This window comes from Jiangella sp. DSM 45060, from assembly GCF_900105175.1.
In the GTDB taxonomy this organism is placed as follows: domain Bacteria; phylum Actinomycetota; class Actinomycetes; order Jiangellales; family Jiangellaceae; genus Jiangella.
In genome coordinates, this window is record NZ_LT629771.1 from 1103942 (window position 1) to 1126459 (window position 22518).

Below are 22518 nucleotides of genomic sequence, written 5' to 3' on the forward strand. Positions count from 1 at the left end.
GGTCACCCCTCCTCGAGCCGCACGGCGGCGAGGTCGTAGGAGTTGATGGGCAGCAGGTCGAGGCCGCTCACGGTGTCGCGATGGGCGAGCAGGACGTCCTGCGTGAACGCCCACATGGCCGGCCAGAGGTCCCAGATGGACTGCTGGACGTCCTGCAGCAGCGTGGAGCGACGCTGGTCGTCGGTCTCGGCCGCCGCCGCGGTGATGCCGGAGGCGATGTCGTCGTAGACGAAGCCCATGAACGCGTCGCCGGTCTGCTCCATCTCGGGGGTGCCTGCGAACAGGCCCTGCAGGCTGGTGAGCGCCAGGCCGGTCTGGTTGCCGTAGCCGTTGCCGATGATGTCGAAGTCGCCGCCGCGGCCCTGCCGCCAGGTGGGGAGGTCGCCACCGGGCTCGAACTGGCGCAGGTGCACCCGGACGCCGACATCGCCGAGCATCTGCGCGACCGCCTCCATGACATAGGCGTCGGAGGCGAACTCGCCGGACTCCCAGATGACCGTCAGCTCGAGGTCGTCGACGCCCTCGGCGTCGAGCATCTGCTTGGCCTTGCGGGGGTCGAACGCGAACTGCCCGACCTCGACCGCGCCGTCGAGGCTGAGTGGGACGACGCCGTTCGTAGGCGTGACGCTGTCGAGCAGGACATCGCGCACGATGCTCTCGCCGTCGATGGCCAGGCTCAGTGCCTGTCGCACCGACGCCTTCGACAGCGGATGCTCGGGCGGTTTGCGGAAGTTGTAGAACAGCTGCACCAGGCGGGTGCCCTCGGCCTGCAGCAGGCTGATGCCCGGCAGGCCGTCGAGCTGCTCGGCGGAGTCGGGTGAGATGGAGTCGATGACGTCGACCTCGCCGCTGCGCAGCGCCAGCACCCGGCTGGTCTCCTCGGGCAGGAACCGGATGCGCACCTGGTCGACCCCCGGCGCCGGGCCCCAGTAGCCGGGGTTCGCCGCCAGCGTGTAGTCGCCGGTGCCGCGGTTGGCGTTGGCGACCACGTACGGGCCGCTGCCGACACCGTCGGCCAGCTCTTCGGGCAGGTTGGTGGCCGCCGGGGAGATGAGGATGTTGCTCATGAGGGAGTCGAGCCCCACCAACGGACGCTGCGTGACGAGGTCGAACGTTCGGTCGTCGACCTGCCGCACCGTCGGCCACTCGGGGAACTGGTTGCCGACGAACGACGCCTCGACCTGCTGGTACATCTGCAAGGCCGTGTCGACGTCGGCCACCGTGACCGGTGAGCCGTCGGAATACACCGCCTCGGGACGCAGCCGCACCCGCCACGCCGTCGGCGAGACGAGTTCGAAGCTCTCGGCCAGCACCGGCTCGGCGCGCAGGCCGTCGCCGATGCGGGTGAGCGCCTGCCGCACGGCCCGCTGGACCGTGACGTGCGCGTCGAACTGGTTGAGCTTGTTGTCCAGGCTGACCAGCGATCGGTTCAGCGCCAGCGTCAAGGTGCCGGCGCCGGACGTGCCGGTGGGGCCGGCACAGGCCGCGAGCGCCGGGCCGAGCGCGATGCCGGCGCCGGCCGCGAAGCCGGCCCGCAGCAGCTCGCGGCGGCTGAGGCCGCGGCGCTGCCGTGCGTTGCCGTTCATCGTCACCTCCGGGTGTCCGCGAAGTTGTGCGGATCACACTTGCACCTTTGCGCGAAACGCGCAAGTAACGTAGCGTTCATTCATGCCGGGAAGATTCATCCCGGCGCAGGGTTCCGACCGGCCGCTTCCGTATCGACGGCCGTATCGACGCAGGAAGGAGTGTGTTCATGGAAGAAACAGTGGTGCTGCTCGCCGACGATCTGACCGGTGCGGCGGAAGCCGCCGCCGCCTTCGCCATGCGCACTCCGCGCATCGTCAGTCTCGACGCACTGCGCTCCCTGCGCGCATCGCACACAGTCGGCGTGGTCGCCGTCGACACCGACTCACGCTATGTCAGCCCGGAGCTGGCCGCCGAACGGTGCCGCGCGGCGCTCGCGCTGCTGCCGCCCGGCCTCGTGGTCAAGAAGATCGACTCGACGCTGCGCGGGCCGCTGGCGGCCGAGGTGGCGGCGCTGCGCGAGCTGGGCGGGCTGCTCGTGGTCTCGCCCGCGCTGCCCGCGCTGGGGCGCACGGTCGTCGGCGGCGTGGTCCTGGTCGACGGCGTGCCGCTCGACCGGTCCGCGGCATGGGCGGCCGAGGCGCGGCCGGCGCCCACGTCGGTGGCCGAGGCGCTGGCGCCGCTGCCGGTGGTGACGGTCTCGCTCGCCGCGGTGCGCGGCGGCGTGGACGCTCTGGCGACGGCGCTGCGCGTGGCGGCTGACCGCCGCCAGGTCGCGGTCTGCGACGCCGAGACCGACGACGACCTCGACCGTATCGTCGTGGCCGCGCTGGCGGCCGCCGCCGGTGACCTGCCGGTCCGATGGGCCGGATCGGCCGGTCTGGCGCATGCGCTGGCCCGCGCGCAGGTGGCGGCGGACGCCTCGCCGTCGGGCGGGTCGCAGGGTGGGGTGGCGTCGGTTGGTGGGCGGCCGGGTTCGCCACCGGGAGGGGTGGCGTCGGCTGCTGGACGGACGGGGTTGCCGCCGGGAGGGGTGGCGTCGGCTGCTGGACGGACGGGATCCCCACCGGGGGTGGCGTCGGCTGGTGAGCAGACGGGGTTGCCGCCGGGTCGGGTGGCGTCGGCTGCTGGACGGACGGGGTTGCCGCCGGGAGGGGTGGCGTCGGTTGGTGAGCAGACGGGATCCCCACCGGGGGTGGCGTCGGCTGGTGAGCAGACGGGGTTGCCGGGGGTGGCGGCCGGCGGGGGTGGCCAGCTCGGGCCGCTGTCGGCCGGGCCGATCCTGTTCGTCGTCGGCACGGCGGCAGCGGCGGCGCGCGCCCAGCTGGCGGCGCTGGCCGAGCACGTCGAGACCGTGGTCGAGCTCGATCCCGGCGAACTCGCCCGTCTCGCCGGCATCGCCGATCCGCCGGGCATCGCTGGTCCGGCCGAACCTGCTGGTCCTGCCGGGCCTGTTGGTCCTGCCGGGCCCGGTGGTCCGGCCGGGCCTGTTGGTCCCGTTGGGCCCGGTGGTCCGGCCGAGCCTGCTGGCCCCGTCGGGCCCGGTGGTCCTGCCGCGCCCGGTGGTCCGGCCGAGCCTGCTGGCCCCGTCGGGCCCGGTGGTCCTGCCGCGCCCGCTGGTCCCGCCGGCCTGGCCGAAGTCGCGCACGACCTCGCCGTCCGCGCCGACGGCCGCACGGCCGTCGTCCATCTTGCTGACGCCGCCGGGGCGGCACGGTCGCCGATGGCGGTGGAGGCGTTGGCGCGGGTGGTCGCGCCGGCCGCCCGTGAGCATCCGGCGCTCGTGCTCACCGGCGGCGAGACCGCGCGCGCCGTCCTCGTCGCCATCGGTGCCGGCGAGCTGCACGTCCGCGAAGCGTGGGACGACGGCGTCGTCGTCAGCGCCACGCCCGACGGCCGGATCGTCGTCACCAAACCCGGCGCGTTCGGCGGTCCGCACGCGCTCGTGCGCATCGCCGAGCGCCTCTCCGGCACCCGGCACCCGCACGTCGAGCACAGCCCGCACGAGGAGGACACATGAAGACACCCCTGGTCGCCGTCACCATGGGCGACGGCGCCGGCGTCGGCCCCGAGGTCGTCGTACGGGCGCTGGCCGACCCAGAGGTGCGGTCGCTGTGCCGGCCGGTGGTCGTCGGCGATCTCCGGCGGTTGCGCGACGCCGCCCGCATCACCGGGGTCGAGGTCGAGGTGCGGGCGATCGGCGGGCCGGAGGATGCCGCGTTCGAGCCGGGCACGATCGACGTCATCGATCTCGGGCTGCTGCCGGACGATCTTCCGTACGGCGTGCTGTCGGCGGTCGCGGGCGACGCGGCGTACCAGTACGTGAAGGTGGCCAGCGAGCTGGCCGTCGCCGGGCGCGTGCAGGCCATCTGCACGGCACCGCTCAACAAGGAGGCGCTGCACGCGGGCGGTCATCCGTACCCCGGACACACCGAGTTGCTGGCCGAGCTGTGTGGCGTCGACGAAGTGTCGATGATGCTGTCGACGCCCACGGTGAAGGTCATCCACGTCACCACCCACATCGGGCTGGTCGACGCCATCGAGCGCATCGACGACGCGCTGGTCGAGCGGACCATCCGGCGCGGCGACGCGACCCTGCGCGACGCCGGCCTGGCCAGGCCACGGCTCGGCGTGTGCGGCATCAACCCGCACGCCGGCGAGAACGGGTTGTTCGGCCGCGGCGAGGAGGCCGAGAAGATCGTCCCGGCGGTGGAACGGTGCCGTGCCGACGGCCTCGACGTGCACGGCCCGCTGCCCGCCGACACCGCGTTCTTCCTGGCCGGCCGCGGCGACTACGACCTCATCGTGGCGATGTACCACGACCAGGGGCACGGCCCGGTGAAGGTGCTCGGGCTCGAGGCGGGCGTGAACATCAGCGTCGGGCTGCCGGTCATCCGCACGTCCGTCGACCACGGCACGGCGTTCGACATCGCCGGCACCGGCCGCGCCGACGCCGGTAGCATGATCGAGGCTCTGCGCCAGGCGGCCGCGCTCGCGCCGAGCCCGTAGCGAGCGAGGTGGGGGATGAACGACCGGCTGACCGCACGCGACCGGCGACGCGCCATCGTCGACATGGCGTGGACCGACGGGCGGGCCGGGGTCGGCCAGCTGGCGGTGCACTTCGGCGTCACCGAGTCGACCATCCGCCGCGACCTCGCGCTGCTCACGTCACAGGGCCAGCTCGCCCGCACCTACGGCGGCGCCATGGCGCACGGTCTCGTCTACGAGGCCTCACTGGGCCAGCGGGCACGGGAAGGGTTCCGGCAGAAGCAGTCCATCGCCGCCTGGGCGGCCGAGCAGATCGGCCCCGGCGAGACCGTCCTCCTCGACGCCGGCACCACCACCGGGCAACTCGCTCGTGAGCTGCGCGAACGCGATCAGCTCACGGTCGTCACCATCGGGCTGACGGTGCTCAACGAGCTGGCCGACGCTGACGGCGTCGACGTGCTGTGCCTGGGCGGGCGGCTGCGGCACATCAGCCAGGGCCTGGTCGGGCCGTTCGCCGAGGCGGCGCTGGAACGCATCACGGCCGACCGCGCCTTCCTCGGCGCCGACGCCGTCACCGTCGAGAACGGGATCTGCGAGGCCAACCTCGAACAGACCCGCCTCAAGGAGATGATGATGACGCGCGCCGAGCAGGTGTACGTGCTGGCCGACGCCAGCAAGCTCGGACAGCGTCCGTTCCACGCGTGGGCGCGCATGCCCCCGTCGTGGACACTGGTCACAGACGACGGCGCCGCACGCGCCGAAGTGGAGCGATTCCGCGCGGCGGGCGTCGAGGTGATCGTCACCGGCACCAAGGTCGCGACCTGACCGACGGGAGGCCCCATGACCGGCACACACGCGCACAGGCGCCGTTTCCCCGGTGACGCAGTGGGTAACGCTGACGACATGACGTTGCTGACGATCGGGGCCGGGCAACTCGACGAAGCCCGGCTCTCGTCCGCCGGACGGGCGTCGCGGACCCTGCACAGCGGCTCCCGGTTGCGCCAGACCCTCATCGCGCTCACCGCAGGCACGCGCATGAACGAGCACCAGAGCCCCGGCGACGCGACCGTGCACTGCCTGCAAGGCCACGTCACGTTGCGCACGCGCGACCGCGTCATCGCCGTCGGCGCCGGTCAGCTCGTCGACGCGCCGCCGGAACGGCACGACGTCCTCGCCGACGAGGACTCCCTGATCATCCTCACCGTCGGCGTTGTCTGACCCCGGCCACGCGTCGTCAGTCGCGGCGCGGACGGGCCGCCCGGCCCCAGGCGTCGAGCAGCCGCGCGGCCGACCCGCCGACCGGGCCGACGACGTCCTCGAGGTCCCCCGGCAGCGTCGCCGACTCGACCGCCGGCAGCGCCTGCGCGGCGTCGTCGATCAGCGACGAGCACACCGCCAGCAGGTACTCGGGCACGACGAGGCGCGGGTCGACGCAGCCGACGACGGGAACGCCGGCCGCCGCGATGAGCGGGAACACCGTCCCCGGGATGCCGATGGCAACTTCGGCCCGCGCCGACGCCTGCAGCGACGAGACCGCGCTGATCTCGTAGCGGCTCCACAGCGCCGGGTTCTCCCGCGGGTGCAGGCCGACGAGGACGTGCTTGCCGGCCGCCTCGAGCGCAGCCGCGGCGTCGAGCAGCAGCTGCGTGCCGGGCGCGGCGCCACCGGTCTGGTCGGGGTAGGTGACGCTGGTGAGGACGAGGACGGTGCCCGGCTCCGGCGCCGGCGTCGGCAGCGTGTCGGTCTGCGGCGAGCCGACGACGCGGACCCGGCGGTGGGTGCCGAGGTGCCCGGCGAACGACCGGCCCTCCGCCGCCGACGAGGACGTGACCAGCCGTAGCCGCCGCTCGAACTCGTGCGCCCGGGCCGCCTCCGTGGCGTTGAGGTAGGCCAGCGACGACGCGGCCAGCGGCGTGTGCCGGCCGGCCGCCGCGGCGCAGTCGGCGGGCCAGTCGGTCGCCCCGGTGACGACGAGCAGGTCGGCCGCCGGGTCGTCGTCGGGTGTGACGACCGGGACGGTCTCGCCGGGCGCGACCTGCGACAGGTCCGGGACCAGCTGCCGGACGTCCCAGCGGCGGCGCGCGATCTCGGCCAGCAGTGGCCGCACGTGGTATGTGCCCCACGGCTCGTTCGTGGCGACGAGGATCCGCGGCGGCCGGACGGCGGCGGACGCCGCGGGCACACCGGCGGCGGCCATACCGAGGCCGCCCAGGCCGAGGCCGGCCAGCGAACCGGCGACGAAGGAACGACGGGACGGGCGGGACGAAACGGTCATGCGGCGCACCGTACCCACTCCGGCCGGCGCCGGCGTGAACGCTCGGTGAACCGCCCTGGCCAGGCCCGGCGGGGCGTGGTGAGGAGGAGGCGTGATGAGGAGGGGCGTGGGTGAGGAGGGCGTGGGAGCGAGCAGGGGCGACGGCTAGCGGGGCGGAGCGGGCAGGCGGGAGTGGGCAGCGGGAGTGGGCAGCGGGAGTGGCAGGGCGGGAGTGGCAGGGGTGACGTCCCTTGGCGTGGTGGAGTTCCCGGCCCGCTTGAGCGTCGTCGTGTCGACGGTGGCGTAGGGCGGCCATCGTGCGACGGTCAGTGAGACCTGACTAGGGATCTCACGAGAGGACACGAACGCACGATGGCCTTGGACCATGCTGCCCTACTTGAGGTGCTCGAGGCGATGCGGGCCGCTGACGTGGACGATCGGGTTCGCACCGCGGCGCAGGCGATGTATCAGGCGTTGATCGAGGCCGAGGCGACGGCGGTGATCGGCGCCGGTCCGTGGGAACGCAGCGCGGATCGGACCGCGCACCGCAACGGCTCGCGACCGCGGACCCTGTCGACCACGGCCGGGGATCTGGAGTTGCGCATTCCCAAGTTGCGCACCGGGTCGTTCTTCCCCTCCCTGTTGGAGCGGCGCCGCCGAGTCGACCAGGCGTTGTTCGCCGTGATCATGGAGGCCTACCTGCACGGGGTGTCGACCCGCAAGGTCGACGACCTGGTCAAGGCGCTGGGCGCGGACAGCGGGATCTCCAAGTCGGAGGTGTCGCGGATCTGCGCCGACCTCGACGCCGAGGTCTCCAGCTTCCGGGACCGGTCGCTGGCCGATCAGGCCTATCCGTACGTGTTCCTCGACGCCACCTACTGCAAGGCTCGGGTGAACCGCCGCGTGGTGTCCCAGGCGGTGGTCATCGCCACCGGCGTCACCGCCGACGGGCGCCGCGAGGTGCTCGGATTCGACGTCGGTGACAGCGAGGACGGCGCGTTCTGGACCGCGTTCCTGCGCTCGTTGAAGGCCCGCGGGCTGGGCGGTGTCCAGCTGGTCATCTCCGACGCCCACACCGGCCTCAAGCACGCCATCGCCTCGGTGCTGCTCGGGGCGGCCTGGCAGCGCTGCCGGGTGCACTTCCTACGCAACGTGCTCGCCCAGGTCCCCAAGGGCAACGCCGAGATGGTGGCCGCGGCGATCCGCACCATCTTCGCCCAGCCCGACGCCGAGCACGTGCACGAGCAGTTCGACGTCATCGCCACCATGCTCGGCCGGCAACTACCCAAGGTCGAACAGATGCTGCGCGACGCCAGTAACGATCTCCTCGCGTTCGCGGCGTTCCCGATCAGTCACTGGAAGAAGATCTGGTCGACCAACCCGCTGGAACGGCTGAACAAGGAGGTCAAACGCCGCACCGACGTCGTCGGAGTGTTCCCCAACCCCGCCGCCCTGCTCCGCCTGGCCGGCGCTGTCCTGGTGGAGGCCCACGATGAATGGCAGGTCGCCGCCGAACGCCGCTACCTCTCCGAAGCCTCCATGGCGCTACTCACCACACCCACCACCAAGGAGGTGGCCAAACCCGAACTCATGACGGCATGATCTAACCCACTGACCCCGCACAGTGGTCGAAGAACTCCACCTCTCAGCGGGACGTCACCGTGGCAGGGCGAGGGCTAGCGGGGCGGAGCGGGCAAGCGGGGCGGAGCGGGCAAGCGGGAGCAGGGCGGGAGCGGCAGGCGGGAGCGGGCGGGGCGGGAGCGGCTGGCGGGAGTGGGCGGGGCGAGGGCTAGCGGGGCGGAGCGGGCAAGCGGGAGCAGGGCGGGAGCGGCTGGCGGGAGTGGGCGGGGCGAGGGCTAGCGGGGCGGAGCGGGCAAGCGGGAGCAGGGCGGGAGCGGCAGGCGGGAGCGGGCGGGGCGGGAGCGGCTGGCGGGAGTGGGCGGGGCTGGGAGTGGGCGGGGCGGGAGTGGGCGGGGCGGGAGTGGGCGGGGCTGGGAGTGGGCGGGGCGGGAGTGGGCGGGGCTGGGAGTGGGCGGGGCTGGGAGTGGGCGGGGCTGGGAGTGGGCGGGGCTGGGAGTGGGCGGGGCGGGAGTGGGCGGGGCTGGGAGTGGGCAGGGCGGGAGCGAGCACGAGCTACCAGGAGACCGGGCGGCCGTCGCGGAAGAAGGCGCCCGTCGGGCCGTCGTCGGGGAGGGTGGCTGCCCAGACGATGCCGGCCGCGCCGGACTCGACCGGCCGCCCGCCCGGCCCGCCCATGTCGGTCGCCACCCAGCCGGGACAGATCGAGTTGACCAGGATCCGGTCGCGCCGCAGCTCGTCGGCCAGCATCCGCGTCACCGCGTTGAGCGCCGCCTTCGTCATGCTGTAGGCGGGCGTGCCGCCGCCCATGCTCGCCAGCGACCCGCCCTCGCTGGACACGTTGACGATGCGCGGATGGGCGCTCGCGCGCAGCAGCGGGAGCAGCGTCATCGCCAGCCGCCAGGGACCGTAGACGTTGGTCTCGGCGGCCTCGCGGACGACGTCGAGGTCGGCGGAGGCGGCGCGCTGCCAGGTGTCGTAGTGGATGGCGGCGTTGTTGACGAGGACGTCGACGCGGGCGAACTCGGCCGACAGGAACCGGGCCAGCTCGTCCGCGTGCGACGGTACGGTGACGTCGAGGCGGACGGGGACGACGTCACCGGCCAGCCCCGCGGCCGCCGACCGGGCCGCCTCCGGCGAACGGGCCGTCAGCACGACGGTGTGCCCGCGGGCGGCCAGCTGCCGGCACACCTCCAGGCCGATGCCGCGGTTGCCGCCCGTGACGACGGCGACCGGCGGCGTCCGCGGTCCGGTCGCGGTCAAGCGACCCGCCCGCCCGCGCCGGCCTCGCACCGCGCCGTGGCGGCCTCGGTCAGCGCGCGGTCGCCCTCCTCGTACGTGGCGTGCAGCGTGATGGCGGCGATGCGGTCGCCGGAAACACGGACGTCGTACCAGCCGGCCACCATCCAGGTGGAGCGGCGCTCGCCGTCGACGAGGTGGTGGTACCCGCGGACGGTGGTGGTGCGGCGGTCGCCGTCGGCGAGGACGGGGCCGGTCAGGTGCTGCGTCGCGTCGAAGCCGGGCAGCAGCGCACGCCAGCGCGCCACCACCTCGGGGCCGGCCACGGTTTCGGGCGAGCCGCCCCACAACGAGGTGTAGTCGAGCCGCACCTCGTCGGCGAGGACGGCCAGCACGCCGTCCCAGTCCAGCGTGTCGACGGCGTGCAGCAGGGAGGTCACCGAGTCGGTCATGACGCCGAGCCTGCCAAACGCCCGGCCGGCGGCGGAGGGTCCGATCCTGCGGTCCTCGCCGGGCGCAGGTCGGACGGCAGGAAGCCGGTGTGCCGGCGGAACACCCGGCGGAAGTGGCTGACGTTCGTGAGGCCGACCGCGTAGGCGACCTCCGGCACGCTCAACCGGCTGCCGAGCAGCAGCGACTTGGCCCGTTCCATGCGCCGCGACGTGACGTACTCGTGCGGCGCGAGGCCGGTGGACGCCTTGAAGGCGCGGGCGAAGTGGAACGGGCTCAGCGTCGCGGCGGCGGCGAGGTCGTCGACGGTGAGAGCGTCACCCAGGCGCGCCTCGACGACGTCGGCGACGCGGCCGAGCAGCACGCGGTCCAGCCGCCCGGCGGCGGCCCGCCCGGCGGCGGCCCGCCCGGCAGCGGCCCGCCCGGACGGCACCAGACCCGCGTAGTACCCGACGACGTGCTCGGCCAGCCGGTGCGCGAGCACCCCGGCCCGCACGTCGTCGACGTCGGCGAGGCCCAGGTGGGCGCGCTTGAGGATGGACGCGGTCCCGAGCACGACGGCGTCGCGCACGCCACGCAGCGGCTCGATCTCCGGCGTACGCGACGACCCCGCCGCGGCCCGCAGCAGCGCGTCGTCCGGGTAGATCTCGACCAGCTCGTCGGTGCGGGTGACCTCGCTCCAGTACACCCGCGACCGCCCGTTCGCGAACACGTCGCCGGGTCGGATGTCGAACCGGTCGCGCCGTCCGTCGGACTCGGTGACGACGCCGTCGTGCTCGGCGAACGTGACGCCGATCTGCTGCTCGCCGCTGACCGTCACCTCGCCGCTGGGCGGGTGCCAGCAGTACACCGACCGCAGCCCCGGCCAGCGCAGCTCCGAGCGCCGAGCGTGCGGTCCTGGGTCCATGTCCCCAGTATCGGACGTCCCGGATTCCGGACCCACGTCTCTCCAGCCGGACGACGGTACTAGCGTGGCTCCATGACCGTGACACCCTCGAAGCCCGACCTGAAGCCACACTCCCGGGCGGTCACCGACGGTCTCGAACGCGCCGCCGCCCGTGGGATGCTGCGCGCCGTCGGCATGGGCGATGACGACTGGGAGAAGCCGCAGATCGGGGTCGCCTCGTCCTGGAACGAGATCACGCCCTGCAACCTGTCCCTCGACCGCCTCGCGAAGGCGTCGAAGGAAGGGGTACACGCCGGCGGCGGTTTCCCGCTCGAGTTCGGCACCATCTCGGTGTCCGACGGCATCTCCATGGGCCACGAGGGCATGCACTACTCGCTGGTGTCGCGCGAGGTCATCGCCGACTCCGTCGAGACGGTCTTCGGCGCCGAGCGGCTCGACGGCGCCGTGCTGCTGGCCGGCTGCGACAAGTCCGCTCCGGCCATGCTCATGGCGGCCGCGCGGCTCGATGTCGCGGCCACGTTCCTGTACGCGGGGTCGATCCTGCCGGGCAAGGTCGGCGACCGCGACGTCACCATCATCGACGCGTTCGAGGCGGTCGGCGCGTGCGCCCGCGGGCTCATCACCCGCGAGGAGGTCGACGAGATCGAGCGGGCCATCTGTCCCGGCGAGGGCGCCTGCGGCGGCATGTACACCGCCAACACCATGGCCAGCGCCGCCGAGGCGCTCGGCATGTCGCTGCCGGGCAGCGCCGCGCCGCCCGCCGTCGACCGCCGCCGCGACGGCTACGCGCGCAAGTCCGGCGAGGCCGTCGTTGAGCTGCTGCGCCGCGGCATCACCACCCGCGACATCCTGACGAAGGAGGCGTTCGAGAACGCCATCGCCGTCGTCATGGCGGTCGGCGGGTCCACCAACGCCGTCCTGCACCTCATGGCCATCGCCTACGAGGCCGGGGTGAAGCTCGAGCTCGACGACTTCAACCGCATCGGCGACCGCGTCCCGCACCTCGCCGACGTCAAGCCGTTCGGCCGCTACGTCATGACCGACGTCGACCGCGTCGGCGGCGTGCCGGTCATCATGAAGGCGCTGCTCGACGCCGGTCTCATGCACGGCGACGCGCTCACCGTCACCGGGAAGACGCTGGCCGAGAACCTCGCCGACATCGCGCCGCCCGACGTCGACGGCAAGATCATCCACGCCATGGGCGACCCCATCCACCAGACCGGCGGCCTGACCATCCTGCGCGGCTCGCTCGCGCCCGACGGCGCCGTCGTCAAGTCGGCAGGCTTCGACACCGCCGTCTTCGAGGGCACCGCCAAGGTGTTCGACGGCGAGCGCGGCGCCATGGACGCCGTCGAGAACAACACGCTGGAGAAGGGCGACGTCATCGTCATCCGCTACGAGGGCCCGAAGGGCGGCCCCGGCATGCGCGAGATGCTCGCCGTCACCGGCGCCATCAAGGGCGCCGGCCTGGGCAAGGACGTCCTGCTGGTCACCGACGGCCGGTTCTCCGGCGGCACCACCGGCCCGTGCATCGGCCACGTCGCGCCCGAGGCCGTCGACGGCGGGCCCATCGCGTTCGTCCAGAACGGCGACCGCATCCGGCTCGACCTCGCCGCCCGCACGCTCGAGCTGCTGGTCGACGACGACGAGCTGGCGCGCCGCCGGGCCGGCTGGACGCCGCCGGCGCCGAAGCACGAGCGCGGCGTGCTGGCGAAGTACGCGAAGCTGGTCGGCTCGGCCGCCAACGGCGCCGTCTGCGACTAAGCGGTAGCGCCCTGGTCCTCGTCGGGCCGCAACCCGTCGAGGATCAGGGCGAGACCGAACGCGAACTCGTCGCCGTAGTCGTAGCCGGGCGCCAGCACGTGCGCCGTCATCAGCTCCATGAGGTGCGGATACGCGCCCTCCGGCAGGCCGGCCCTGATGCCGTCGGTCACCTCGCCGATGTCGCCGTCTCCGGTGAACGGCAGGCTCAGCTCCTGCAGCACGAACCCGTAGAGATAGCTGTCGATGACGGAGACGGCGTGCGCGGCCAGCACGACGGAGAAGCCGCCGGCCCGCAGCGCGCCGAGCACGGCGTCGTGGTGGCGCAACGTCGCGGGTCCGGGGTGGCCGCGGGAGTCCATCAGCCCGACGGCCCACGGGTGCCGCTTCAGGGCGGCCCGCGCCGAGGCCGCGCGGTCGCGCATGGCCGCCTTCCACTCGGCGCCGTCGGCCGGTAGCGCGATCTCCGCGAACACCGCGTCGACCATGCCGTCGAGGAGGTCGTCGCGCCCGGCGACGTGGTTGTAGAGCGACATCGCCTCGACCCCGAGCCGCCCGGCGATGGCCCGCATGCTCGCGCCGGCCTGGCCCTTCTCGTCGGCCAGCGCGACGGCCGCCGCGATGACGCGGTCGCGGGTGAGCGGCGCTCGCACCGTGTGGTCTCCTCGCCCCTTGACGTACTTACAGTGTAAGCCTAGCGTGTACTTACGGTGTAAGTATGGAGGGAGCCGGACATGAAGGTGTGCGTCGTCGGGGCGTCGGGGAAGCTGGGGCAGTACCTCGTGCGCCACGCGCTGGACCGCGGCTACGAGGTGGTCGGCGTGTGCCGCGAGAAGAGCGTGCCGAAGCTGGCCGCGCTGGCCGACCGCATGACGATCGTGCCGGGGCCGACGAACGACAGCGAGGTCATCGGCCGGGCCGTCGCCGGCTGCGACGGCGTGCTGAGCGTGCTCGTCCCGTGGGGCGTCCAGCAGTACTCGTCCGGCACGGCGCAGGCGGTGCTCGATCTCGCCGAGCCGGACGCGCGGCTGGTCTTCTCCTGCGGCTGGCACATCTCGCGCGACGGCCAGGACCGGTACTCGTGGCGGTTCCGGACGGCGTTGCGCGTCGCCGCCCGCGTGGGGAAGCTGCTGCGCGCCGTCGAGATCGACGACCAGGACGAGGCGTGCCGGCGCATCTTCGCCAGCGACCGCCGCTGGACCGTCGTCCGCGGCAGCGACCTCGAGGAGGGCGAGAGCCAGGGCCTGCCGGTGTGGAGCCGGCACGTCGGCGACCCGGTGCTGGAGAGCAACCTCACCCGGCGCACCGACTTCGCACTGTTCATGATCGAGGCGCTGACGGACGACTCGCTGGTGCGCGAGGCGCCGGCAATCGTCGGCCGGACGACGCCCAGCGCGCGGGCCGCCAGAATGGGTCCATGAAGACCGTCGGCATTCGCGAACTGAAGCAGAACCCGCAGGCGGTCATCGAGCGCGTCCGAGAGACCGGCGACGAATACGAGATCACCGTCTACGGGCGCCCCACAGGGGTGCGGATCGTTCGCGACCGTCCCGGGCCGTGTCGCTGAGTGAACGGTGCCAGCCTCGGGGACGTCACGCCGACGAGCCCGCGGAACGCGGCCGCCTGGCGCAGCGATGTCGGGCGAGCCAGGGCCGATGAGGTCGCCGATCCCTGGGAGCAGGCGTGATACTGCTCGACACCCGCGCGACGCCGCCGAGCGCACTCGGCGCCTCAACGAACTCGACCAGCGGTTCGACTGGGTCGGCTTCGACATCGAGTCGACCCGTTCCCTTGGCATGGTCGCGGCCGGCGCACGAGCGACCGGCGCCAAGATCCGCAGCAAGGACGCACTCATCGCGGCACAGGCTCACCGGCACGGCGCCGCGGTCATGACGGCGAACACCGACGACTTCAGACCCTTCGACCACGACGTGGAAATCGTCGCGCCCGTCCCACGCACAGCCGGTCCCTGAAGGTCAGACAGTTCGCACCGGCCTCAGCCGAGGACGAACGGCAGCCGCTGGGCGAGGTCGCCGAGCGCGGCGGTCTCGGCAGCCGTGGGTGCGCGGCGGCCGGTGCCGACGAGCAGCGCGTCGGTGTCGGAGAGCGAGGCGGGGAAGGTGACCCCGGCGATCCGCTGCAGCGCGGCCCGGCACGCCGCCAGCGCGTCGGCCGGCGGTCCGGGCGGCCGAAGCGGCCCGGACGGCAGGTGCGCGATCAGGTCCAGGTGGTGCAGCGTCCACTCGAGCACGTACGCGGACAGGTAGTCGCCCGCCGTCAGCACCAGGTCCTTGGTGGCGACGACGGCGGCGGGATCGGCCAGCGCGGCCGCCCGGCCGGCCGCCGCGCCGAGGTCGTCGAGGTGGAACTTGAGCAGCGCGGGGTCGCCGTAGGCGGCGGCCAGCCGGGGGATCAGCGCGTCCAGCGGGTCGTCGCCGGTGGGCGGGTCGACCAGCAGCCAGTAGCCGTCGGCGTCGGCCGTCGGCTCCGTGTCGGACGGCGTGACCAGCGTGATCAGCACGTCCTGCGCGTCGATGACGAGGTGGCAGACGAGGTCGCGGACCAGCCAGCCGGCGCATCCGGACGGCCGGGCGAAGGCGTCGTCAGGCAGGGCGGCCACGGCGCCGAGCAGCGCCGACCACGAGCGCGCGAACATTCCCGCACCGTATCGGGTCAGGCGTCGCCGCGCAGGTAGCGGGCGAGCACGCTCATGTCCTCGTCGCCCAGGCCGGCTGCGACGGCGTCGGCGACGGCCCGGCGGTTGACGACGGCCTGCGGCATCGACGTGCCGGAGCGGGCGGCGAGGTCGAGGATGAGGTCGAGGTCCTTGCCGACGAGGCCGAGGGTGAACGCGACCGGCGTCTCCTCCGGCCGCTCGAACGCGGCCCGCTTGTACTGGACGAACGGCGCGCCGGCGACGCTGTTGGCGAACACCTCGTACGCGGACTCGCGGGACACGCCGGACCGCTCGGCCAGCACCAGCGCCTCGGACACCGCATGGTTGAGCGCGTGCACCAGCGCGTTGACCGCCAGCTTCATCGTCGCGCCGGCGCCGTGGCCGCCGACGTGGAAGACCTGCCGGGCGAGCAGGTCGAGCACCGGCCGCGCGCGGTCGAGGTCAGCGGCGGCCCCGCCGGCCATGACGGTCAGCTCGCCCCGTTCGACCACCGGCACGCTGCCCGAGACCGGGGTGTCCAGCATCGCCCCGCCGCCGGCGGCGACCAGCTCCGCCAGGTCGACGGCCGTCGAGGGCGCGACGGTGCTGGCGTCGGCGACGACGGTGCCCGGTCCGGCGCCAGCGGCGACACCGTCCGGGCCCTCGTACGCGGCCCGGCAGGCGGCGTCGTCGGCCAGCGAGATCAGGACGACGGGGCCCGCGGCGGCCGCCCCCCGTGCGGTCGCCGCGACCCGTGCTCCCGTCGCCGCCGCCACCCCGGCCGCCCGCGCCGTCGTCCGGTTCCACAGCACGACCTCGCGACCGGACGCGCGCAGCCGCGCCGTCATCGCCGCGCCCATCCGCCCGGCCCCGATCACGCCCACCGCGTCGTTCATGCCAGCAGCCAGCCGCCGTCGACGTTGAGGTTGACGCCGTTCATCGCCGGGTTGCGCAGCAGGAAGTCCACCGCGTCGGCGACGTCGGCCATGGTCGCCAGGCGCCCGATCGGCGTCCGCGCGATGATCGCGTCGAGTGGCTTGCCGCTCCAGAACGGGCTGTCGCCGACGATGCCCGGGTGGACGGCGTTGACCCGCAGCGGCGCCAGTTCGACGGCCAGCGTGTGCACCAGGCCCGCGATGCCGCCGTTGATCGTCGACACCGTCGTCGAGCCCGGGTACGGCCGGTCCTTGGCCAGCCCGCCGAACAGCACGACGGCGCCGTCGGGCGTCATGCGCGGCAGCAGCGCGTGCACGACCTCGGTGTACCCGACCAGCTTGAGCGTCACCAGTCGCATCGCCCGCTCGACGGAGTAGTCGGCGGCGGTGTTCTGGTCGCGGTCGATGGCCGCGACCACCAGGTGGTCGACCCGCTCGACGCCGGACAGGGCGGCGCCGATGCCGCCGGGGTCGGACAGCTCGACGGCGACACCGCGGCAGCGCGCCCCGATCTCGGCGGCCACCGCCGCACAGCGAGAATCGTCGCGGCCGGTGATGACGACGTCGTCGCCGGCCTTCACCCGGCGTCGGGCCAGCTCCAGCCCGATGCCGGACGTGCCGCCGACGATCACGATGGTGGTCACGCCGAACCTCCCAGGACGTCGCGCAGATGGTTCCAGTCGCGGGCGAACCGGTACGAGTACCGCGGCGGCGGCGCCGGCGCCTGCGTCTCCAGCCAGCGCAGCGTGCCGCCGCCGGCGTTGCGGAACGCGTGCGGGCAGCCGACCCCGGCCCAGGCGACGTCGCCGGCCTCGAGCAGGTAGGTCCGCCCGTCGAAGGACGCCTCGACCGCGCCCTCGAGGATGAGGTACGTCTCCTCGAACGGGTGGTCGTGCGGCGTGGTCGCGCCGTCGGGGTCGTACTGCACCATGAACATCGTGGTCAGTATGGCCCCGAGATCGCTGTCGACCATCTGCTTGACGTTGATGCCGCCGTAGACGAGCAGCGCGGTGCGCATGCTGGCCGACACCGCGAGCAGGTCCTGCGACTGTTTCGCCGGGTCCATGTGTCCCGGCCGGATCGTCCCGAACCGGTACGTGCGCGGGTCACGCACGTCGATCGGGACCACCGGCCGCGACTCGTCCAGCGGCGGCACCAGGAACGTGTCGCCGTCGAACGCGTCGCGCGGCTGTGGGCCCTGCATCTCCGCCCACCGCGCCGGGCGGTCGCCGTCGCACCGCCACGCGTGCGGCACCGCGACCGGCAGCAGTCCGTAGTCGCCCTCGGACAGCCGGTAGGAGCCGTCCGGTGTGGTCAGGATCGCCGACCCGGACAGCAGGTGGAAGCTCTCCTCGAACGAGTGGACGTGGGCCGGCACCGACCCGCCGGGATCCAGCTCGCAGACGCCGAACCCGGTGTGGACGGCGCCCTCCTGCTCGCCCACCACGGTCCAGCGCCGGTAGCCGGTGGCGCCCGCCGCCCAGCCCTCCGGCGCCGCGAACCCGGCCTGCGCACCCCGGCGGATCAGGTGCCGGTCGCTCATACGGGCGCCGCCTGCCGCTGCTGCGCGGCGGCCGCCACCAGCCGTTCCTGCGCCGCCTCGACGAGACCGCGGGCCCGGCCGACGTCGGCGAGCAGCCGGCCGCCGCGCTTGCGGACGACGCCGTCGACGATGACGGTGTCGACGTTGGACACGTCGGCTGCCAGTACGACCGCGGCCACGGGGTCCATGACCGGGGCGACGTTGAGCGCCGTCGCGTCGATCAGCACGACGTCGGCCCGCTTGCCCGGCGTCAGCGAGCCGGCGCGGTCCTCCACCCCGGCCACCTTGGCCCCGTTGATCGTCGCCATCTCCAGCATCTGCCGCGCCGTCGGCATGGTCTCGGGCACGGCGGTGTCGGCCGTCCAGGAGACCGCGTTGACGCGCGCCCGCTCGCCCGCGAACGCCCCCCGCATCTGCGTGAACATGTCGCCCGGCACCGTCGTGACGACGTCGATCGACAGGCTCGGCGGCAGCCCGAACTGGTAGCTCTTCGCGACCGGCGGCCAGCCGTGACCCATCTGCAGCTCGACCTGCGCGGCGATCGAGATGGTGCCCCCGGTGTCGGCGACCCGCCGCCACTCGTGGTCGCTGAAGTAGCAGCAGTGCACATAGGTGGTGTCCGGGCCGAGCAGGCCGAGCCGGTCCAGCTGCTCCACCATGGCGAACCGCCCGGCCAGCCGGCCCATCGCGACGTGGACGGTGATCGGGATGCCGACCTCGCGGGCCAGCGCCCACTCCGCCCGCACGACGTCGTCCTGGCAGAACCCGGGCCCGCGGGTGGCGAGTCCCATCGTCAGCAGGCCGTCGTCGCCGGAGACGTAGGTGTCGCGGATGCGCCGGACGTCGTCACCCGGGATGACTTCGGCGCTGTTGAACCAGTACTTCGCCAGCGACGTGTTCGCCGAGCCGTAGGCGTACTGCGCGCGCAGCCCCGCCTCCTTGAGCCCGGCGATGGCGGCGTCGGGATGCTCCGGCGTGTTGTTGATGTGCGACCAGTCGACCAGCGTCGTGATGCCGGCGTTCAGGCACTCCAGCGACCCCGCGAGGTTGCTCGCGTACACGTCGTCGGGCTGGTAGAGCGGGGCGAACGTGTCGAGGATCTCGACGAAGTAGTCGTCCAGCGTGGCGTTCGGCGCGGAGGTGCGGATCGCCGTCTCCCAGGTGTGCCGGTGGGTGTCGACGAACCCGGGGATGACGATGTGCCCGGCCGCGTCGATGGTCTCGGCGTCGGCGTCGATCTTGGGCTGGACGGCGACGATGGCGCCGTCCTCGATCAGCACGTCGGCGCCGGCGATCTCGCCGATGTCCGGATCCATGCTGATCACGTGGCCGTTGCGGATCAGGAGTCGGGTGCTCAAGGGACCATCCCCTCGTCGCGACGGGTGAGCGGTGCAGTCGTAGGGTCAGTAGGTCGCGAGGCTCCGCACGGCGTCGGCCACCTTGTCCACGGTGGGGATCACCTGGTCCTCCAGAGCGTCGGCGAACGGCAGCGGCACGTTGGCGCCCGCCACCCGCTTGACCGGCGCGTCCAGCAGCTCGAATCCTTCGTCGGCGACGACGGAGACGACGGTGCCGCCCCAGCCGCCCTGGTACGGGTTCTCCTCGACGACGACCAGCCGGGACGTCCGCGCGACGGAGCGCAGCACGGCCGTGACGTCCAGCGGGATCAGCGTCCGCAGGTCCAGCACCTCGGCATCGATGCCCTCGGCGGCCAGCCGCTGCGCCGCGGCCAGCGCCAGCGGCACCGTCGACGCGAGCGCGACCAGCGTGACGTCGCCGCCCTCGCGCCGCACGGCCGCCTCGCCGAACGGCACGACGTGGTCGTCGGGCGCGGGCGCGCCCTTGCCGGCCAGCAGGCCCTTGTGCTCGAAGAACACGACGGGGTCGTCGCTGCGGACGGCGCTGGCCATCAGGCCGACGACGTCCGCCGGGGTCGACGGCGCGGCGATCTTCAGGCCGGGCACGGTGAGCACCCAGTTCTCGACCGCCTGCGAGTGCTGCGCGCCGAAGCCCAGCCCGCCGCCGTTCGCCGTCCGCACCACCAGCGGGACCGTCACCTGTCCGCCGGTCATGTAGCGGACCTTCGGGATCTCGTTGGCGAGGTAGTCCCAGCAGCAGGCCAGGAAGTCGCTGAACATGATCTCGGCGACCGGGCGCATCCCCGTCATGGCCGCGCCCATGGCCGCGCCGACGATCGCCTGCTCCGATATCGGGGTGTCCCAGACGCGGTCCGGGCCGAACTCCTCGAACAGCCCGACGGTGGTCTTGAAGACGCCGCCGGCCGCGCCGATGTCCTCGCCCAGGCACACGACGGACGGGTCGCGGCGCATCTCGCGGGCGATACCCTCGGCCACCGAATCCCGGTACGTCACGTCCGCCATGCGGCACCTCCGTCGGCCCACACGTCGGTGAACGCCTCGGCGAGGTCGGCCGGCGGCGCGGCCTTGGCGCTGGCGATCGCGGCCTCCACCAGGGTGGCGGCGCGGTCCTCGGCGGCGCGGATCTCGTCGTCGCTCGTGCCGGCGGCGCGCAGCCCGGCCGCCGACACCGTCAGCGGATCGCGTTCCAGCCACCGCTCCAGCTCGCCCTCGGGCCGGTACGTCGCCGGGTCGGTGCGGCTGTGGCCGTAGTGCCGGTAGGTCCGCGCCTCGAGGACCGTGGGTCCGTCGCCCGCGCGGGCCCGCTCCGCCGCGCGGGCGACGGCGTCTCGCACGGCCACCACGTCGTTGCCGTCGACGACCTCGGCCGGCAGCCCGTAGGACGGGGCGCGGCTCGCCGCCGGGTGCTCGGCCGCCGTGACCGAGGCGATCGGCGTGTACTCCATGTAGAAGTTGTTCTCGCAGACGAACAGGACCGGCAGCCGCCACACCGCGGCGAGGTTCAGCGCCTCGTGGAACGCGCCGATGTTCGTGGCGCCGTCGCCGAAGAACGCGACCGCGACCTCGTCGGTGCCGCGCAGCCGGGCCGACCACGCGGCGCCGGCGGCCATCGGCAGGTGCGCGCCGACGATCGCGTACGAGCCGAGCATGCCGGTCGCGGCCTTCGTCAGGTGCATCGAGCCGCCCTTGCCCTTGTTCAGGCCGGTCGCGCGCTGCATCAGCTCGGCCAGGCACTCCTCGGGCGTGGCGCCCCAGGCGATGGCGTGGTGGTGGCCGCGGTAGGTGGCGAACGCGTGGTCGCCGTCACGAAGCGCCGCGCGGGCTCCGACGGCGACCGCCTCGTGCCCGGCCGCCAGGTGCGTCGTCCCCTTGACCAGCCCGGACATGAACAGGTCGTGGGCCGCCTTCTCCGTGCGGCGAATCACCGCCATGGTCTCGTGCAGCGCGAGCAGGCCCGTCGCCGTCCTCGTGTCCGTCATGGGGCCACCCTGGCGCCGGTGTTGAGGTGCGACTGCGACTCGCGCAGCGAGTTCAGCTCCCCGCCGACCGTCCAGTACTTGCGGCCGGCGACCAGCAGCTCCTCGGCCGGGAACTTGGTGATGACCTCGCAGCCGTCGGCCGTCACCACGACCTCCTCCTCGATCCGCGCGGCCGACCAGCCGTCGGTCGCCGGCCAGTACGTCTCGAGCGCGAAGACCATCCCTTCCTCCAGCACCTCCGGGTGCTCCAGCGACACCAGCCTGGAGAAGATCGGCTTCTCCCAGATGGACAGCCCGACGCCGTGGCCGTACTGCAGCGCGAACGCCGCCTCCTCGTCGGGGAAGCCGAACTCGTCGGCCCGCGGCCACAGCGACACGATGTCCGCCGTCGTCGCGCCCGGCCGGACCGCGGCGATGGCGTTGTCGATGTACTCGCGGCAGCGGGTGTACGCGTCGCGCTGGGCCGGCGACGCGCTGCCGACGGCGAACGTGCGGTAGTAGCAGGTGCGATAGCCGTTGTAGCTGTGCAGGATGTCGAAGAACGCGGGGTCGCCGGGACGCACGATGCGGTCGCTGTAGACGTGCGGATGCGGCGAGCAGCGTTCGCCGGAGATCGCGTTGACTCCTTCGACGTACTCGCTGCCGAGGTCGTAGAGGACCTTGCTGACGACGCCGACGCACTCGTTCTCGCGCACGCCCGGGCGCAGGAACCCGTACAGCTCCTCGTACGCGGCGTCGACCATCGAGGCGGCGTGCGCCAGCAGCGCGATCTCGTCCGCCGTCTTGATGCGCCGCGCCTCCAGGAACACCTGCTGCCCGTCGACGACGTCGAGGCCGTGGTCCTTCAGCGCGGCCAGCACCGGCATCTCGGCGACGTCGATGCCGACGGGGGCGTCCTGCAGGCCGTGCTCGGCCAGCACCCGGGCGATCTTGCCGGCGACGTCGTCGGCGATGCCGGCGCCGGGGTGGAACGCGCCGCGCAGCGTCGAGATGCCCGCGCGGGCGCGGTTGGCGCCGTCCAGCCACGGGTTGTACAGCTGGTGGTGCCGGGCGGCCGAGCCGAAGTCCCAGACCACCGGCTCGCCGCCCCGCGGGAGCAGTGCGAACCTGATCAGCTTGTCGATCGCCCACGTCCCGATGTGCGTCGACGTCATGTACCGGATGTTGGCGAAGTCGAAGGCCAGCAGTGCGCCGAGGTCGGAGCGCTCCAGCGCCCCGCGGAGCCGGTCGAGCCGTTCGCGGCGCAGCCGGTCGAGGTCGATGCGGGTCTCCCAGTCGACCGCGTTGGGTCCGTAGGTGCGTATCGGCATCGCGGCGGCACCCCA

General features: G+C 73.3%; 23 protein-coding genes. 9 read left to right on the forward strand and 14 right to left on the reverse strand.

Annotated features, from left to right (window positions below; translation table 11 throughout):
- Positions 1 to 2: 2 nt before the first annotated feature.
- Positions 3 to 1586 carry an ABC transporter substrate-binding protein gene (locus tag BLU82_RS04875; RefSeq protein ID WP_092616359.1) on the reverse strand — a complete coding sequence of 528 codons (1584 nt, stop codon included), beginning with the start codon at positions 1584 to 1586 and terminating at the stop codon, positions 3 to 5.
- A gap of 167 nt (positions 1587 to 1753) precedes the next feature.
- On the opposite strand from BLU82_RS04875, the gene BLU82_RS36110 reads away from it, so the two are divergent.
- From BLU82_RS36110 to BLU82_RS04895, 4 genes are all read left to right on the forward strand, one after another.
- Positions 1754 to 3544: a four-carbon acid sugar kinase family protein gene (locus BLU82_RS36110; RefSeq protein ID WP_092616362.1), complete on the forward strand. Its 1791-nt coding sequence runs from the start codon at positions 1754 to 1756 to the stop codon at positions 3542 to 3544.
- The gene (pdxA, locus tag BLU82_RS04885) at positions 3541 to 4533 is read left to right on the forward strand and encodes a 4-hydroxythreonine-4-phosphate dehydrogenase PdxA (RefSeq protein WP_092616365.1); all 993 of its coding nucleotides are present in this window, start codon (positions 3541 to 3543) and stop codon (positions 4531 to 4533) included. The genes BLU82_RS36110 and pdxA overlap by 4 nt, the downstream gene beginning before the upstream one ends.
- Positions 4534 to 4548: 15 nt before the next feature.
- Positions 4549 to 5337, forward strand: coding sequence for a DeoR/GlpR family DNA-binding transcription regulator (locus BLU82_RS04890; protein ID WP_172885532.1), 789 nt, complete (start codon positions 4549 to 4551; stop codon positions 5335 to 5337).
- Positions 5338 to 5415: 78 nt separating this feature from the next.
- Positions 5416 to 5730, forward strand: coding sequence for a cupin domain-containing protein (locus tag BLU82_RS04895; RefSeq protein ID WP_092616368.1), 315 nt, complete (start codon positions 5416 to 5418; stop codon positions 5728 to 5730).
- 16 nt (positions 5731 to 5746) lie between these two features.
- On the opposite strand, the gene BLU82_RS04900 is transcribed toward BLU82_RS04895, so the two are convergent.
- Entirely contained in the window at positions 5747 to 6787 is a 1041-nt protein-coding gene (locus BLU82_RS04900) for a hypothetical protein (RefSeq protein ID WP_092616372.1), read from the reverse strand.
- 351 nt (positions 6788 to 7138) lie between these two features.
- Here BLU82_RS04900 and BLU82_RS04905 point away from each other — a divergent pair, with 351 nt between their 5' ends.
- The gene (locus BLU82_RS04905) at positions 7139 to 8368 is read left to right on the forward strand and encodes an IS256 family transposase (RefSeq protein ID WP_092616377.1); all 1230 of its coding nucleotides are present in this window, start codon (positions 7139 to 7141) and stop codon (positions 8366 to 8368) included.
- Positions 8369 to 8899: 531 nt separating this feature from the next.
- Here the strand turns inward: BLU82_RS04905 and BLU82_RS04910 are convergent.
- From BLU82_RS04910 to BLU82_RS04920, 3 genes are read right to left on the reverse strand one after another with little or no spacing between them, the layout of a single operon-like run.
- Entirely contained in the window at positions 8900 to 9607 is a 708-nt protein-coding gene (locus BLU82_RS04910; RefSeq protein ID WP_092625455.1) for an SDR family NAD(P)-dependent oxidoreductase, read from the reverse strand.
- Positions 9604 to 10035, reverse strand: a complete 432-nt coding sequence (locus BLU82_RS04915; protein WP_092616380.1) for a nuclear transport factor 2 family protein — start codon at positions 10033 to 10035, stop codon at positions 9604 to 9606. The genes BLU82_RS04910 and BLU82_RS04915 overlap by 4 nt, the downstream gene beginning before the upstream one ends.
- Positions 10032 to 10940, reverse strand: coding sequence for a helix-turn-helix domain-containing protein (locus BLU82_RS04920; RefSeq protein ID WP_092616385.1), 909 nt, complete (start codon positions 10938 to 10940; stop codon positions 10032 to 10034). Before BLU82_RS04920 ends, BLU82_RS04915 begins: the two co-directional genes overlap by 4 nt.
- A 72-nt stretch (positions 10941 to 11012) precedes the next feature.
- Between BLU82_RS04920 and ilvD the strand changes: the two genes are divergently transcribed.
- Entirely contained in the window at positions 11013 to 12704 is a 1692-nt protein-coding gene (ilvD, locus tag BLU82_RS04925; protein ID WP_092616388.1) for a dihydroxy-acid dehydratase, read from the forward strand.
- Here the strand turns inward: ilvD and BLU82_RS04930 are convergent.
- Positions 12701 to 13354, reverse strand: a complete 654-nt coding sequence (locus BLU82_RS04930; protein WP_231947713.1) for a TetR/AcrR family transcriptional regulator C-terminal domain-containing protein — start codon at positions 13352 to 13354, stop codon at positions 12701 to 12703. The genes ilvD and BLU82_RS04930 overlap by 4 nt on opposite strands.
- A gap of 81 nt (positions 13355 to 13435) precedes the next feature.
- On the opposite strand from BLU82_RS04930, the gene BLU82_RS04935 reads away from it, so the two are divergent.
- From BLU82_RS04935 to BLU82_RS04945, 3 genes are all read left to right on the forward strand, one after another.
- Positions 13436 to 14122 (forward strand): NAD(P)-dependent oxidoreductase, encoded by a 687-nt coding sequence (locus tag BLU82_RS04935; protein WP_092616391.1) that lies wholly within the window; start codon positions 13436 to 13438, stop codon positions 14120 to 14122.
- Entirely contained in the window at positions 14119 to 14268 is a 150-nt protein-coding gene (locus tag BLU82_RS04940) for a type II toxin-antitoxin system Phd/YefM family antitoxin (RefSeq protein WP_092616395.1), read from the forward strand. The genes BLU82_RS04935 and BLU82_RS04940 overlap by 4 nt, the downstream gene beginning before the upstream one ends.
- 88 nt (positions 14269 to 14356) lie before the next feature.
- Positions 14357 to 14674 (forward strand): PIN domain-containing protein, encoded by a 318-nt coding sequence (locus tag BLU82_RS04945; RefSeq protein WP_197682743.1) that lies wholly within the window; start codon positions 14357 to 14359, stop codon positions 14672 to 14674.
- Between the two features lie 23 nt (positions 14675 to 14697).
- On the opposite strand, the gene BLU82_RS04950 is transcribed toward BLU82_RS04945, so the two are convergent.
- The 8 genes from BLU82_RS04950 to BLU82_RS04985 are packed head-to-tail and all read right to left on the reverse strand — an operon-like array spanning position 14698 to position 22503.
- Positions 14698 to 15357, reverse strand: a complete 660-nt coding sequence (locus BLU82_RS04950) for a maleylpyruvate isomerase N-terminal domain-containing protein (protein ID WP_092616401.1) — start codon at positions 15355 to 15357, stop codon at positions 14698 to 14700.
- Between the two features lie 17 nt (positions 15358 to 15374).
- The gene (locus BLU82_RS04955) at positions 15375 to 16253 is read right to left on the reverse strand and encodes an NAD(P)-dependent oxidoreductase (protein WP_092616404.1); all 879 of its coding nucleotides are present in this window, start codon (positions 16251 to 16253) and stop codon (positions 15375 to 15377) included.
- Positions 16250 to 16936 (reverse strand): SDR family NAD(P)-dependent oxidoreductase, encoded by a 687-nt coding sequence (locus BLU82_RS04960; protein ID WP_092616408.1) that lies wholly within the window; start codon positions 16934 to 16936, stop codon positions 16250 to 16252. Before BLU82_RS04960 ends, BLU82_RS04955 begins: the two co-directional genes overlap by 4 nt.
- Entirely contained in the window at positions 16933 to 17835 is a 903-nt protein-coding gene (locus tag BLU82_RS04965) for a cupin domain-containing protein (RefSeq protein WP_092616411.1), read from the reverse strand. The genes BLU82_RS04960 and BLU82_RS04965 overlap by 4 nt, the downstream gene beginning before the upstream one ends.
- Positions 17832 to 19193, reverse strand: coding sequence for an amidohydrolase family protein (locus tag BLU82_RS04970; protein ID WP_092616414.1), 1362 nt, complete (start codon positions 19191 to 19193; stop codon positions 17832 to 17834). Before BLU82_RS04970 ends, BLU82_RS04965 begins: the two co-directional genes overlap by 4 nt.
- Positions 19194 to 19238: 45 nt before the next feature.
- On the reverse strand, positions 19239 to 20216 hold the full coding sequence (locus BLU82_RS04975) for an alpha-ketoacid dehydrogenase subunit beta (protein ID WP_092616417.1): 978 nt from the start codon (positions 20214 to 20216) through the stop codon (positions 19239 to 19241).
- The gene (locus BLU82_RS04980; protein ID WP_092616420.1) at positions 20204 to 21193 is read right to left on the reverse strand and encodes a thiamine pyrophosphate-dependent dehydrogenase E1 component subunit alpha; all 990 of its coding nucleotides are present in this window, start codon (positions 21191 to 21193) and stop codon (positions 20204 to 20206) included. Before BLU82_RS04980 ends, BLU82_RS04975 begins: the two co-directional genes overlap by 13 nt.
- Positions 21190 to 22503 (reverse strand): Xaa-Pro peptidase family protein, encoded by a 1314-nt coding sequence (locus BLU82_RS04985; protein WP_092625459.1) that lies wholly within the window; start codon positions 22501 to 22503, stop codon positions 21190 to 21192. Before BLU82_RS04985 ends, BLU82_RS04980 begins: the two co-directional genes overlap by 4 nt.
- Positions 22504 to 22518 lie beyond the last annotated feature (15 nt).